Source organism: Hymenobacter jeollabukensis (assembly GCF_005771675.1).
Lineage (GTDB): Bacteria > Bacteroidota > Bacteroidia > Cytophagales > Hymenobacteraceae > Solirubrum > Solirubrum jeollabukense.
In genome coordinates this window covers 88,158-101,284 of record NZ_VAJM01000016.1, presented here as the reverse complement: position 1 = coordinate 101,284, position 13,127 = coordinate 88,158, and the positions used below count along the sequence as shown (strand labels likewise).

At 62.1% G+C, this 13,127-nt stretch carries 13 protein-coding genes; 9 read left to right on the top strand and 4 right to left on the bottom strand.

Going from position 1 to position 13,127, the window contains the following annotated elements:
- The first annotated feature begins 66 nt into the window (after positions 1–66).
- From FDY95_RS23220 to FDY95_RS23195, 6 genes are all read left to right on the top strand, one after another.
- On the top strand, positions 67–681 hold the full coding sequence (locus FDY95_RS23220; RefSeq protein ID WP_138081615.1) for a hypothetical protein: 615 nt from the start codon (positions 67–69) through the stop codon (positions 679–681).
- Positions 682–734: 53 nt separating this feature from the next.
- Positions 735–2,828: a heavy metal translocating P-type ATPase gene (locus tag FDY95_RS23215; RefSeq protein ID WP_138081613.1), complete on the top strand. Its 2,094-nt coding sequence runs from the start codon at positions 735–737 to the stop codon at positions 2,826–2,828.
- Positions 2,829–2,831: 3 nt separating this feature from the next.
- Complete coding sequence (locus FDY95_RS23210) at positions 2,832–3,218, top strand: DUF3703 domain-containing protein (protein WP_138081611.1); 387 nt, start codon at positions 2,832–2,834, stop codon at positions 3,216–3,218.
- Between the two features lie 425 nt (positions 3,219–3,643).
- Positions 3,644–3,850, top strand: coding sequence for a hypothetical protein (locus FDY95_RS23205; RefSeq protein WP_138081609.1), 207 nt, complete (start codon positions 3,644–3,646; stop codon positions 3,848–3,850).
- 102 nt (positions 3,851–3,952) lie between these two features.
- On the top strand, positions 3,953–4,921 hold the full coding sequence (locus tag FDY95_RS23200; protein ID WP_138081607.1) for a carboxypeptidase-like regulatory domain-containing protein: 969 nt from the start codon (positions 3,953–3,955) through the stop codon (positions 4,919–4,921).
- A gap of 136 nt (positions 4,922–5,057) precedes the next feature.
- Positions 5,058–5,768 carry a hypothetical protein gene (locus tag FDY95_RS23195; protein ID WP_138081605.1) on the top strand — a complete coding sequence of 237 codons (711 nt, stop codon included), beginning with the start codon at positions 5,058–5,060 and terminating at the stop codon, positions 5,766–5,768.
- Between the two features lie 734 nt (positions 5,769–6,502).
- Here the strand turns inward: FDY95_RS23195 and FDY95_RS23190 are convergent.
- The 4 genes from FDY95_RS23190 to FDY95_RS23175 all read right to left on the bottom strand — a co-directional run bounded on the left by FDY95_RS23190 (position 6,503) and on the right by FDY95_RS23175 (position 10,606).
- On the bottom strand, positions 6,503–7,795 hold the full coding sequence (locus FDY95_RS23190) for a Fic family protein (protein ID WP_138081603.1): 1,293 nt from the start codon (positions 7,793–7,795) through the stop codon (positions 6,503–6,505).
- Complete coding sequence (locus FDY95_RS23185; RefSeq protein WP_138081601.1) at positions 7,792–8,031, bottom strand: hypothetical protein; 240 nt, start codon at positions 8,029–8,031, stop codon at positions 7,792–7,794. Before FDY95_RS23185 ends, FDY95_RS23190 begins: the two co-directional genes overlap by 4 nt.
- Positions 8,032–8,138: 107 nt before the next feature.
- Entirely contained in the window at positions 8,139–8,351 is a 213-nt protein-coding gene (locus FDY95_RS23180; RefSeq protein ID WP_138081599.1) for a hypothetical protein, read from the bottom strand.
- Positions 8,351–10,606: a TraM recognition domain-containing protein gene (locus tag FDY95_RS23175; protein ID WP_138081597.1), complete on the bottom strand. Its 2,256-nt coding sequence runs from the start codon at positions 10,604–10,606 to the stop codon at positions 8,351–8,353. Before FDY95_RS23175 ends, FDY95_RS23180 begins: the two co-directional genes overlap by 1 nt.
- A gap of 230 nt (positions 10,607–10,836) precedes the next feature.
- Between FDY95_RS23175 and FDY95_RS23170 the strand changes: the two genes are divergently transcribed.
- From FDY95_RS23170 to FDY95_RS23160, 3 genes are all read left to right on the top strand, one after another.
- Entirely contained in the window at positions 10,837–11,043 is a 207-nt protein-coding gene (locus FDY95_RS23170; RefSeq protein ID WP_138081595.1) for a hypothetical protein, read from the top strand.
- A 122-nt stretch (positions 11,044–11,165) separates the two neighbouring features.
- Entirely contained in the window at positions 11,166–11,459 is a 294-nt protein-coding gene (locus FDY95_RS23165; protein WP_138081593.1) for a hypothetical protein, read from the top strand.
- Positions 11,460–11,617: 158 nt separating this feature from the next.
- Positions 11,618–12,928 carry a tetratricopeptide repeat protein gene (locus FDY95_RS23160; RefSeq protein WP_138081591.1) on the top strand — a complete coding sequence of 437 codons (1,311 nt, stop codon included), beginning with the start codon at positions 11,618–11,620 and terminating at the stop codon, positions 12,926–12,928.
- Positions 12,929–13,127: the final 199 nt, after the last annotated feature.

Sequence of the window (13,127 nt, the reverse complement as noted above, 5' to 3'; positions counted from 1 at the left end):
CGTTGCACGGCTTGGGTCGCTAGGTTTGCCTGCGTTACCGACCGTGCACGCCATTACTGCCCGCTCATGCTCGAACTCCTCACCGGCACTTTCTTGCTCAGCTTGCTGCACGCTGCCATCCCCAACCACTGGGCGCCGGCACTAGCCGTAGCACGCGCCGAGCGGTGGTCGTTGCGGCGGGCCGTGGGTGTGACAGCCGTGGCGGGACTCGCCCATGTGTTGAGCACCGTGGGCATCGGGCTGGCGCTCGGTCTGCTTGGCTGGCGCTTGTCGGCCCGGTTCGAGCAGGCAGCAGCGTGGGTAGCCCCAACGCTGCTCATTGTCATCGGGCTGGCGTACGCCCTCTCTGGTGCCGGGCATACGCACCCCGACCCGCAGCCCGTAGAGTCCCGCGGCCCTCGGCGACGGGTGGTGCTCGGGCTGGCCGCCACCATGTTTCTCGCTCCCTGCCTGGAAATCCAAACCTTTTTCCTGACCGCTGGCACCCGTGGCCCATTCGTGCTGGCGCTCCTCATGGGCCTCTACCTCCTAACGACCCTCACCGCCATGTGCACGCTGGTCTCGTTGGGCTACCACGGCCTGCACCGACTGCCATTGGCCGACCTAGCCCAGCACGAACGTCAGCTGACCGGTGCGGTCCTCGTGCTGGTGGGCGTCGCGGGCTTCTTCGTGCACGGGTAACCGGCCGCGGCACTACGCCACCTTTCCCCTTGGACTCTACTTGCTGACTTCCCATGCCTGATCCTTCATCCCAGAACACCAACGAGGAACTCAACACCGCCAAGCAGGTGAACCTCACAAACGTGGGCGCCCTCAACCGCGAGCAGCTTACGCCCAACGCAGCCGCCCACCCGCAAGGGCATGACGTACCGGGTCACGACCACGCCCCGGCCGCAAACACCAAGCCGGACGCGCATGCCGGCCACGACCACGGCGCGGAAGATGACGACGACCACGACCACGGAGCAGGCGACGGCAGCCCCTATCTGTGGCCGGGGGTGAGCTTAGCGTTGTTGCTCAGCGGCATTGCCCTTAACTACTTCGATGTGACGTGGTTCGCCGGGTACGTGCGCCTGCTCTGGTACGGCGTGGCCTTCCTGCTCGTGGGGTGGAAGGTGATGAAAGCGGCCGTGCTGAGCGTCCCGTCGGGCAACATCTTTAATGAGTTTCTGCTCATGAGCCTCGCTACCCTGGGCGCATTTGCTATTGGTGAGTACCCCGAGGGCGTCGCCGTAATGCTGTTCTACACGGTGGGCGAGCTGTTCCAGGACGCGGCCGTGAACCGGGCCAAGCGCAGCATCCGGGCGCTGCTGGAGATTCAGGCCACCGAAGTGACCATCGTGCGTAACGGCAGCAACCTGGTGCTGGCGCCCGAGCAGGTGCAGATCGGCGACCTGATGGAGGTAAAGCCGGGCGAGAAAGTAGCTCTGGACGGTACGCTGCAGACGCCGGCCGCGTCGTTCAACACCGCCGCGCTGACCGGCGAATCCGCTCCCCAGACCAAGCAGGCCGGCGAAACGGTGCTGGCCGGCATGATCAACCTCGAAACGCTGGCCCGCGTGCAGGTTACGGCCGCGTTCCAGGACACGCAGCTCTCGAAAATCCTGTCGATGGTGCAGGATGCCGTGGGGCGCAAGGCCAAGACGCAGCAATTCATCACCCGCTTCGCCAAAACCTACACGCCCATCGTGGTGGCCCTGGCCGCGCTGCTGGTGCTCGTGCCCTACTTCGTGGTTGAGAACTACGTCTTTCGCGACTGGTTGTACCGCGCCCTGGTGTTCCTCGTCATTTCCTGCCCCTGTGCGCTGGTCGTGAGCATTCCGCTGGGTTACTTCGGCGGCATCGGCGCGGCTTCGCGCGCCGGCATTTTGTTCAAGGGGTCCAACTTCCTGGACGTGATGCGCGAACTGGACACCGTGGTGATGGACAAGACGGGTACGCTCACCCAGGGCGTGTTTGCCGTGCAGCAGGTACAGCCGGCTGCGGGTGCGGACGTGGGACAGCTGCTGCGGCTGGTGGGCGCCCTGGAGACCAAGTCGACGCACCCCATTGCCAAAGCCGTCGTGACACACGTGGGCGCTGCCGCAACGGGCGTGGCGGTGGAAAACGTCGAGGAAATAGCCGGCCACGGCTTGCGTGGACGGGTAGACGGCCGTGACGTGCTGGCCGGCAACACCAAGCTGCTGCGCAAGTTTGATGTCGCCTACCCGGCCGAGGTGGACCAGGTCGTCGACAGCATCGTGGTGGGTGCGGTCGATGGACAGTACGCCGGCTACCTAACCGTGGCCGACGCGCCCAAGCCCGACGCAGCGCAGGCCGTGCGGGAATTGAAATCGGACGGCATCACCAAACTCGTCATGCTCTCGGGCGACAAGGACAGCATCGTGCAACGGGTGGCGCAGGAACTGGGCATCAGCGAAGCCCACGGGGGCTTGCTCCCCGAGGACAAAGCGCGCTACGTGCAGCAGTACAAAGCGGAAGGACGCAAGCTGGCCTTTGTGGGCGATGGGGTGAACGATGCCCCCGTCGTGGCACTGGCCGATGTGGGTATTGCCATGGGCGGTCTGGGTTCCGATGCCACCATCGAAACGGCCGACGTCGTCATCCAGACGGACCACCCGAGCAAGATTGCCACGGCCCGGCGCATTGCCCGCGCTACCCACTCGGTAGTGTGGCAGAACATCTGGCTTGCCTTCGGAGTGAAGGCCGTCGTGCTGGCACTTGGTGCAGGCGGCCTAGCCACGATGTGGGAAGCCGTGTTTGCCGACGTGGGGGTAGCACTGCTGGCTATCCTGAACGCCGTTCGCATTCAACGCATAAAGTTCTGACCCATGAAGACCTTGTGGCTGCCGGCGTATCTCCGCCCTCATTACGAAGCCGAATTGCAGGCTGCTCAGGCTGCGTACAACCGCCGAGAGCCCACAACTGCGTTTCGTCACTTAGAACGCGCCCATATCTTGGGCCAGCGCTGGGCACTACCGCATACGTATACACACCTGCTCATGCTGCGCCACGGTTGGCGCACCCGCGACATGCACGAAATCCTGGGGCAGGTGCCGCGTATCGTGTTTGGATTCTTTATGTCCATGTTCGGCCGCGTGCCCACCGGGAATACCGGCGGAGCCAACGTCTCTCCTGAACAGCCTATGCCTATTCCGGTGGACTTGCAACTGCTGTTGGCGTCGGAAGCACAGCATAGTTTTCGAAAACAAAACTAGCTGCTCGACCAAGTCGCTCCATTGTTAAAAGCAGTGCAAAACACACCAAAAAACAACGCCCGCTCAGGTCGAGCGGGCGTTGCCGTTGCTGCAGGAAGAGGAGCCAATCTTTCGGCCTGAAATACCTCCAATCCGAAAGAATCAGTGCTAAGGTACGGGTTAGCGGCTCTTCCAGCCACCGCTGACAACGAGCATATACTGCTTCATTGTCAGCCTACTACTTTAAGTCATTAGCTGCCAGCAACCTGAGCCCCTAAACTTTTTTATAGTTTTTATACAGTTCAATCAAAACTCACTCGTAACTAAAATAAAGTTCAAGCAAAGTTTTACTAATTCGTATGTGCTTCTCATATTTGGCTACCCAATCGGGACGCGGTAGCCGAAAAGCGAACAGAGTAGGCATCTCTCCACTTTCTTCTTTTTTTATGCGTAAGTCCTTCCGTAAACTCGCTGTTGCTGGTGCCCTGGCCATGGGTGCCGTTCTGGCTTCGGCTCCCGCCAACAAAGCCGAGGCTCGCTGGTTCGGCTCCGACGTCGCCTGCTCCGGCGGCAGCGCCCACACGGTCTACTACTTCTTCGGCGTGCCGATCCAGACCGGCGGCGACGTGCCGAACTCGGCTCTGTGCGACTAAGCTCTTCGACCACCTGTTGCAGTTCAACGAAACCGGGCCCAACCGCTCGGTTTCGTTTCTTTGTAAGGTGGTTAGGTCCTACTCCAATCTTTTCCTTCTACGATGCTTTCTGTTCTACTTCTCAGCCTCTCCGCCATACTGGCCTCCAACTCTGATCAGGGCGGCTCATACCAAGGTATTGTCGTCGACGCCGTAACCCGCCGGCCGGTGCCGAGCGTGACGGTGCACGACGTGGCGCACAATGCCACGCTGGTGACTAATGCCGCCGGCGCCTTCCAGCTATCCAACGTAGAGAAAGACCGCGTGCAGGTTCGCCTGACGTCGATTGGCTACGTGCCTAGCGACTACACCCGGGCCCTGCGGCCGGGCCAGAACGATACGCTGTTCCTAACACCGGTGGCCCAGCAGCTGGCCGGCGTGACCATCCGCCCGCAGCGCGAGGTGAGCCTGAATGCGCTGGGCCTCAAATTCAGCAAAGCTCACGGCTACCTGCTGATTCCCTCGGTCAACATCGCTGCCCTGGTACCAGCCCTGCCTAACAGCGGCGCCGGCGTGCTCAGCAAAATCATGCTGCAGATGGACGCGAAAAACATCAAGCACGGCGGCCTGCGCATTCTGCTGTATGCCGCCCCGACGGCCAATCCGTCGGCTGTGCCGGTGGGCCCCAGCCTACTGCCGGAACCCCTCATCGTCAGCGCTGCCACACTGGCCGCTACGCCGAAAGGACTGCTCAGCCTGGATGTTTCCTCGTACAACGTTCCGATGCCGGCCAACGGCCTGTTCGTGCACATCGAGGGCGTGGCCTCGGTCGCTGATCAGCAGTTCGTGGACATTTCCGCACCGACGCGCGGCAAGGGTACGGCAATGGTCGTGCTGGCCTCCACTAAGGAAGACGTGAAAACCTACGTGGCCTCGAAGCTCAACGAGTTTCCGCTGCTGGCCTCGGCCGAGACCGAAGGTAACTCCACCTGGTTCAAGGGCAGCGACGGCTACGGCTGGACGCGGCACAATCCGCTGAAAAACGGCAAATACAACACCCCGATGGTTTCGGTTGTGGTGCAGACTGAATAGCAGCGCTGCAGACCTGGTTGCAGTCTGACACGCCCGGCCCCCCAAGGCCGGGCGTTTTCGTTTGCTCCCTCATCTGATCCGTGCGGATCTTCCGGGTAATAACGCCAACTTGGGTGCCCGTACATTTCCTTTCCGCATGCAGAACATTACCGAATTTCAGACCCAAAGCCGCGGTGAATGGATAAAGCTGCTCGACGCGCTATTCCCTCACGGGCTGCCCACCCGCGCCAGCTGGGACGACCAAGCCGCAATCTGTGCCGTCCTGAATCACCTGGGTACGGCTGCACAACTTCACTATGCCTTCCTGCCTACGCACGGCGGCCTTAATTTATCAGGAGCCCAACCCAATGGCAGTACTGGCCTTACAGAACTCTATTTGGGCTCTCAGGTATGGATTTGCCAAGTAGCGAACCTGAGCTTCGAGAGCTTCGGAGACCGAAACGATTACCAGTGGTGCTACTTCCGGATTGAGCTGGGCGCACTGCCAGCAGTACCTGAATCTCAGCCTGAGGGAAATGGTTACTACCAACGCCTAACCGAACTTGCCCCAGGTCAATACCTGCCGCCACAAGACTTTGATAATCGATTTGAGGAAGAAAGCGAATATCTGAAATCCGCCCGCCTCGTCTTGCGCTATCTGAAAGGGTCCATCGTGCTCTTCAAGGCGCCGTCAGTTTACGATGCCCTGGACCACTCGACTTCCGCCGCGCATGAGCCGCTATCAGCTGATGCGTTCCGAAACCGCGTGGAGCTGCTGCGCAATCATATCCGCCAGACGGGCCCACACACGACAAAGTCACGCTTGGACTCGATTTTACTGCATGGCGACATGCAGCCAGAGCTATGACGCATTATCCCGAGCGGCCCGGTGAGCAAGCCCGGGCCGCTTTTGTCTTGCTCGGCCAGGTATCGTTATGCTCCCGCTGCCAGCAGATTTAAATGCTGGGCTCGACGTTTCCCCTGCAGCTACCTAGTATCTTCGTTTCCAAGCACGGTAGTCACCCCGCCAAAGCTGAGCCCTAAAAAGCAAAGCCCCGGCAGTTGGCGCTGTCGGGGCTTTAGGAAGTGGGTGTGTGATGGACACCTTTTTCCTGACGCAAAATGGAAATCCGTGCTAGACGCAAGCTGGCTCGCCTATTCGGCAGCCTGCGGAAAAGCAGTCCCGTATGGGGGCCTGCACTCGGAGTAGTGTTGAAGTACGCAGTTGACCTGCTGCTTTCGCACTACTTGAAGTAGGAAGTAGCGGGGTTAAACCTTCGGGTTTGGCCCCGCTATTTGTGCGTTTGAAGGGCTGCTATTTGCCCCTCTAACGTTGGCAAATATAGGCAAGGTTTAGGGTGGTTCAAATTTATTTAATCCTACGGTTTTTCGGCCGTATGCGTGGCCCGCACACATCGGCTTAAGAAGTGCCTTTGACATGGCCAAACACACCACTTAGAGGCTGATGTTGGCACCACGGGCCTGAAATTGCCCCGCACGGCCCTTCTAAGCTCACCTTCCCATGCCCCGCAAAACAACAGCCGGTGTAGTGCGCGGGCACCACACCGGCTGTTTCGGTGCAATTCGGCGGCTGGCGCTTCGTCAGCGTTCCATATCCCACCCGGCGCTGCGCTCGTTGCCGCGGTCGGACTTGCCGGCCTGCACCGCTACCACGTCGCCGGCCTTGCCCAGTTTGTCGAGGGCGGTCCGATCAGCCACCAGCAGATTCCCTTTGCCGATGGCCTGGTCGAAGGCATCGACGTCCTTGCCGGTAAGTTTACCTTCCCGCTGCACGATGCCCTGCAGCCGCTCCAGCGTCGCGGCATCCTCGTGCTGGTTCACATCCCGCAACTGGCCGGCCACGATGGGCGTGTAGCGCGCAAAATCCTCCTTGGCCTGCTCCTGCTTGACGGGCTTCTCCAACTCCTGCAGCCGGTCCATGCTGGCGCGGAAGTCCCGCAGTTCGCCCATGTCCACCTTGCCCGACTTTTCCAGCGAGTCGGCCATGCTGCGCAGCACCGGTAGGTTTTCGTCCAGGTTGCGGCCGCGCTCGACCTCGAATTGCGCCTTTGAGACGGCCAACGCCTGCTCGCGGCCGTGGCCGCCCAGTACCTGCTGAAACGCGAATTCCTCTCCCAGGCGCCGGCCGTGCTGCTGAAAGTCGCGCTCCGCGCCGCGCTGGTGCTCCAGCAACGTAGGGGCGGCCACCGAAGCCAGCTCCGGGCTGCGGCGCAGCTCGGCCTCGCGGCCCTCGGCCGGCTCGGTAATGCGGCTGAAGACGTTTCGCAAGCCCTGCAGCGCCGGCTGCTGCTCGCCGCTGGTGCGGGCCAACTCCTGGTCGCCCGCCTTGCGCAGCTCCTCGCCCCGGACCTTGTCGAAGTCGATTTTGTAGCCGGCTTCCTGGCCAATGAGGGCCACGGCCGTCATAATGGTTTGCTCGTTGCCGGCGCGGAAGGGCTGAACGTGGTTGATCTGGTCGAAGTAGCGGGCCGCGCCCGCGACGAATTCCTCCTTGCCCAGTCCGCGCAGGCCGTTGTCGCGCTTCAGCTGCTCGCTGATTTCATCGAGCCGTTTGTCGACTTGCTCGGCCGGGGCGTAGTGAATGCGGTCCTCGTAAACTTTGGGGTTGTGCTCGTGCACCCGGGCCCGCTCGATGTTCTGGTCGGTGCGCGTCTCGCCGGCCCACTGGTACACGTCCTTCATGACGTGGGCGTGCAGGGCCTTGAAGTGCGCCGCGTCGAACTGACCTGGTATGCTGACCTGCCCCACTTCAACTTCCCACCGGCGAAAGCCACCGGCACGCGCCTCGAAGTTTTGCAGGTCGGTGGCCGCCGTTTCTTTCAGTTTGTTCTCCGGCACGACGGGCCCGTACCGCTGCTCTTCGAAGTAGGTCATGCGTTGTTGCGCCGGCGCTCGTTATCCTCCTTCACGTTCTGGGTGATCAGCGCAGCGGCCTCGTCGCGGCTGATTTCGCCCCGGCCCATCCGCTGCAGTACTTCCCGGTCTTTCTCGGTGTAGTTCGGGTTGCTCAGCAGCTTGGTCATCGATGCCTCGTCTATGGGCGGGTACGGGGGCGTCCCTGCCGCCCCGGTGCCCGGAGCGGTTTCGGGCGCATCTTGAGTGGGTTCCATCGACATTTACTTAAGTTTTAATTGAACTTTGCGGCATATTACAAAAAACCCCGCTGGCTTGGTGCGCAGCGGGGTTTTTTGTTACTCATACAGGCGGGCGCGGGGCCTCAGCCGGCCAGCAGCAACCAGTGCTTCCGCCGGCAGCTCTGGCACCGGGCCTGCACTAGGCTCAGCGCCGGCGTGAGCTGGTGCAGCACCTGGTGAATCTGCTGCGGCGTGAGCTGCTGGCAGTGACGGCAGGGCTGCAAGCTCGCCGCGTCGAGGGCTTCGGCGGCCAGCTCCGCGGCCGAGTAGCTGTTGGTCGGGAAAAAGGAAGACATTACTCGGGGTCGTTGAAAGTAGACTTGCGGGGGTTAAGATAATTGCTGTACTGTCCCAGTACGTCCATCACGTCCCGCGTGATGCGCTCGTGGTTGGCGCGTACGACGGCCTGCAGGGCGTTGGCGGGTACCGGCCGCTCCTGCCGGTCGGTGCGCCCGGTCTTGCGCGCCGGCGTCTCCTGGGTGGGCGTTACCCCGCCCAGCTGGTTCAGCTCGGCCATCGTGTTGGCCCGGGCCCGCAGCACGAAAGCCTGCTGCTCGGGCGTCGGGTAGCCTTCGCCGTAACCGAACGTGGCCAACGGCTCGATGGGAAAACTCCCCTCCAGCTCCGTGCGCAGGATCTTCCCCTGAAAGAACACCTGGGTTGCCTCGACCACCTGGCCGACGAACTCGCCCTGCTGCAGGTTGTAGACGTCCTGGGTGCGCACGACCTGGCGCTCCTGCAGGCTGACGCTCTGGCTCAGGTTGCGCCCCCCGGAAGCCTTGCCCCCGCCCATGCTTTTGCCGGCCGAGACCGAAACGACTTCCTTTTCCTCCTTGCCCACCATGTTGGAGATGAGTTGGGCCGTTTCCAGCGAGTTGACCTTGCCGAAAAAGTGGTTGTTGAGGTTGGATACCAGTACCTGGGCCTTGTCCTTGCCGTAGGCGTCGTTGAGCTGGGCCATGTCCTGCGTCATATACACCATCGCGACCTTGTTGCTGCGCGCGGTGGCCGGTATTACCTCCAGGCCCGGCACGTAGATGGTAGCGCCTTCATCGACCAGCACGAACGACGGGTGCTTGCCCTGCTGGTTCATCAGCTTCAGCGCCACGGCCGCGATGCAGGCAATGACCGGGGAAAACGTCGTGCGCAGGGTGGGGTCGTTACCGACCGTCAGCAGCCGCGGCGCCTTGGGGTCGTTCAGGTTGAGCGAGAAGCCTTCTCCTTTCGCTTCGTCCGGGGCCAGCACCCAGCTGATTTCCGGCGTGGCAATCTTGGCCACGGCCTGCTGCAGCGACGCAATGATGCCGGCGAGCTGCTTGTCGGCTTTGTTCTCGACGGCGGTAATGATGGACTGCACCAACAACCGTGCTTCGGAGTCCTTGCTGAGCATGCTCAGGACGTGCAGAATATCGGGGGAAAGCACCGTGGCCACGACGTGGGGGATGGTGCAGAGGTTGGGGTAGTTGTTGCGGTAAAACCAGATGACGGCCGTAAACACCTGCTCGGCGCTGTCGGTAAAGAAATTGTCCCCGCCCTTGGCCCCCGCCGGGCTTAGGTTGGTCAGAATGGTTTTGGAGTACTCCATCGCGTAGGAGATGGCCGGCATGTCAGCCGCCCGCAGCGGATTCACTTTCTCCGTGCGCTCCATGTCCACGAAGTTGATGACGTGGTGCGTCAGGTGCTCGGCCTGGTCGCCGGCGTGCACCAGGGCTTTCTGCACGGCGCCGGCCAGCACCGGAAACTTGAAGTCGTAGATGAGCCCGCACATGCCCTTGGCCACGAACTGCTCGATGATGGGCTCGCCCACCGAGTAGGACTTACCAGCACCGGCCCCGCCCAGCACCAGCACGCCCCGGAACGGGTTGGGCACGTTGATGTACCGCTTGCCCTGCACCGGCAGCACGATGCCGTAGGGCGTATCGATGCGCAGCCGCTCGGCCGTCAGCCCGTCGCCGGTTTCCTTGGTGGTGGCCTTCAGCTGGCCGGCGATAAAGCCCGCGCCTAAGGTGATAACCGCCGCGGCCGGGTAGCCCCACTCCAGCAACTGGCCGGTGGCGCCATCGACCAGCAGCAGGCCCACGCCGGCCAGCAAGCCGACGGCGGCCATGCCGATGATGGGGCCGCGCACCTGCTCGGGGTCACGCGGTACGCGCCGGGGCTTGCCCGGGCGCTGCGGCGGCGGTGCCTGGATGAAGATGAGCGCGACGCTGATCAGCAGCAGCACTCCCCGCAAGGCCTTGCCTGCCCCGTAGGCGAGCAGCTGCTCGCCCTGGGCCTGCAGCTTGGGTTCCCACCCGCTCATTATGTCGCCGCTCATCAGCCCGCCCAACGGGTCGATGGCCTGGCCACCGGCAGCCGGGGGAGTCGCAGCGCCCGGCTTTGGCGCAGCGGGCCGGGCCGGCGCTGCTTGCTCCTGCCGTGCCGGCACGGTGGCCAGGCCGCGGTGCGTGAGCAGGTAGTACTCTGCCCCGAGCAGGCAAAGCAGAAATACGAGCCCGTACAGCGGGCCTGCGCCGGTCCCAGGGGGCCGCGCGGTGGGGGTAGTGGTCATGCTTGCAAAAGTTTTGGAATAACTTTAGGCAATTTACAAGCTAACTTTAGTTGAGTAATGCCTGAGGATCTGAGCACTGCACAAGAGGGTCAGAAAAAGGACGAAATAATTACGCACATTTTTGTGCATAATTAGTCAACTCACGTATATTAGGTATGAGCAACGCGCTGCTGCTGCGCCCGCTGCGTCCCCTGCCCGGCTCGTTTCCGAAGCGCCCAACCTTTCTCGCCATGTCACCATTCTTTGCCTCCCCCGGCCCCTTCCTGCACGGTCCATGGCGCGTTGTGCGCTACATCGGCGGCACGCCCTATGCCTTTCCCGGCGGGGGCAGTGAAGCCGCTGCCGCCAAGGAAGCTGCCCAGCTCAACGCCCACGAACAGCAACAGGCCGAAGACTACGCCCAGGGCGAACTGCTCTACGCCCTGGCCTTTGCCTGAAGCTCTGCCCGCCATGATTACCGGCCCCTTTCCCGCCCTGCTTTTGCCTATTTTGCGCCCAGGCAGGCCCGCTGCAGTTCCTCGCGCGCCCACCAGTTACAATTCCTGTTTGCTACCGGATGATGGACGCTCCCAAACGCGGCGCCGGCCGCCCGAAGGCCCCGGCCCCTGCTGGCCGGAATATCACCGCCGAAAACGAAGCTGTCCGCGCCCACCTGGCCACGCTGCCGGCGGGCCCCCGCTCCGCCACCGAGCTCCATGCCGCCACGGGCCTGCCCCGCCCCGCCCTGGCCTACATGCTCAACGAGGACCCGGCCAAGCGCCGCAACCTCAATGCCGCGCAATTAGATACGCTCTACCAGGTACTGGCCCCCAACTGGCCCGAGTGCCCGACCCACAACCCCGCTGGGTCCTAAGCGGAACCAACGCTTTGCCACTTCCCCCCTACTGCCCTCACCCTGAGCGGCCTGTCCGGGAGCACCGCATGTCCTACGTGAATAACCTGCCCGGCCGGGAATGGCTGGTGCCGGCTCAGCCTCAGCTTATGAAACCCTTTAGCACCTTTTCCGGAACGTTGAACATTTCATCGGTACTGCGCGCCGCCTGCAGCGCCGTGGCCCTGCTCTTCGCGCAGGCCGGCCACGCCCAGCTGCCCGACTCGACCGCCGGACCAGTGCGCACCATCAACCTGGAAAACATCGACGTGGCCCCGACAGCCGTGGATACCAAAGGCTGGCTGCTGCTCGACAAGGACATTCAGACGGAGCTGGACGGGGCCGTACACAACCTCTACAACTCCAAGTTCGACCGGGCCGAAAAGCAGTTTCGCTCCCTGCGCCGCCGCTACCCGCAGCACCCGCTGCCGTACTTCCTGATGGGCTTGAGCACCTGGTGGAAGATCATGCCCAGCAACGTGACGGTGAAGCTCTACGACAAGCCGTTCTTTGCCTACATGGACACGGCCGTCACCAAGGCCCAGGCGCTCTACGAGAAGGACGAGAAAAACTACGAGGCCTGCTTCTTCCTCTCGGCCGCCTACGGGTTCTCCTCCCGCCTGCACGCCGAGCGCAGCGACTACGCCAAGGCCACCGTCGAGGCGAAACGCGCCTTGAAGTACTTGGAGCGGAGCCAGGAAGCCAACGGGCTCAGCCCCGAATTCCTGTTCGGCCAAGCCCTGTTCAACTATTACTCCGTGTGGATCGGCGAGGAACACCCCTGGTTGCGGCCGGTGCTGCTGCTCTTCCCGAAGGGCAACAAGAATCTGGGCCTGCAGCAGCTGCGCAACGTGGCCGACAACGGCGTCTACACCGGCCCTGAAGCGAAATTCTTCCTCATGCGCATACTCTCCAGCGAGCGGGAAAACCAGGAAGCGGCTGCCCTGCCGCTGCTGCGCACCCTGGTGCAGCAGTACCCGGACAACGCCTATTTCCAGCGTCAGTATGCCCTGCAGACGTTTAACCAGGGGTACTTTCAGGACTGCGAGCGGGCCAGCCGCGACATTCTCGACAAGCTGAACCGCGGCCTCCCGGGCTTCGACGGCTTCAGCGGCCGATACGCAACCTACTACCTGGGCTATTTGCAGCTGACCAAAGCCAAGAACGTGCAGGCCGCCAAAGACTACTTCCAACGCTGCATTGTCTTCTCGGAAGCCACGGAACAAACCAGCGGCGGCTACTACCTGTACGCCAATCTGCAGTTGGCGCGCCTGGCCTCCGATGCCAAAGACGTGGCGGCGGCCAAGCGCTACTACAAAGCGGTGGTCGACAACGCCAGCCACAAATCAGACATTTACCGGGAAGCGAAAATGTACCTGAAGTCGGCCAAGCGTGATAAGACGTCCTACGCCGACGACCGTGGCTCATTTCGCCTGCTGGTGCGCTCGTAGCTGCTTGTTTGCTGCTAGGCGTATGGAGCAGACACAGATCACGAGTGGGGCCTAAAAAAGTATTGTAGAACCACGATTTAACGGGGTGTTTACAACACTACCAGCTCAGAAAGCTGCACCCATTTGTTTTAGCAAATGCGCGTACTTTTGGATCAAGGCATTTTGGCAAAAGTGACTAGCCCTGCCTCTTTGCCCACAA

What these genes read in the sequence shown, in the direction of transcription:
- FDY95_RS23220 (WP_138081615.1), top strand. Translation starts at nt 67, where the DNA reads ATGCTCGAACTCCTCACCGGCACTTTCTTGCTCAGCTTGCTGCACGCT.
- FDY95_RS23215 (WP_138081613.1), top strand. Translation starts at nt 735, where the DNA reads ATGCCTGATCCTTCATCCCAGAACACCAACGAGGAACTCAACACCGCC.
- FDY95_RS23210 (WP_138081611.1), top strand. Translation starts at nt 2,832, where the DNA reads ATGAAGACCTTGTGGCTGCCGGCGTATCTCCGCCCTCATTACGAAGCC.
- FDY95_RS23205 (WP_138081609.1), top strand. Translation starts at nt 3,644, where the DNA reads ATGCGTAAGTCCTTCCGTAAACTCGCTGTTGCTGGTGCCCTGGCCATG.
- FDY95_RS23200 (WP_138081607.1), top strand. Translation starts at nt 3,953, where the DNA reads ATGCTTTCTGTTCTACTTCTCAGCCTCTCCGCCATACTGGCCTCCAAC.
- FDY95_RS23195 (WP_138081605.1), top strand. Translation starts at nt 5,058, where the DNA reads ATGCAGAACATTACCGAATTTCAGACCCAAAGCCGCGGTGAATGGATA.
- FDY95_RS23190 (WP_138081603.1), bottom strand. Translation starts at nt 7,795, where the DNA reads ATGACCTACTTCGAAGAGCAGCGGTACGGGCCCGTCGTGCCGGAGAAC.
- FDY95_RS23185 (WP_138081601.1), bottom strand. Translation starts at nt 8,031, where the DNA reads ATGGAACCCACTCAAGATGCGCCCGAAACCGCTCCGGGCACCGGGGCG.
- FDY95_RS23180 (WP_138081599.1), bottom strand. Translation starts at nt 8,351, where the DNA reads ATGTCTTCCTTTTTCCCGACCAACAGCTACTCGGCCGCGGAGCTGGCC.
- FDY95_RS23175 (WP_138081597.1), bottom strand. Translation starts at nt 10,606, where the DNA reads ATGACCACTACCCCCACCGCGCGGCCCCCTGGGACCGGCGCAGGCCCG.
- FDY95_RS23170 (WP_138081595.1), top strand. Translation starts at nt 10,837, where the DNA reads ATGTCACCATTCTTTGCCTCCCCCGGCCCCTTCCTGCACGGTCCATGG.
- FDY95_RS23165 (WP_138081593.1), top strand. Translation starts at nt 11,166, where the DNA reads ATGGACGCTCCCAAACGCGGCGCCGGCCGCCCGAAGGCCCCGGCCCCT.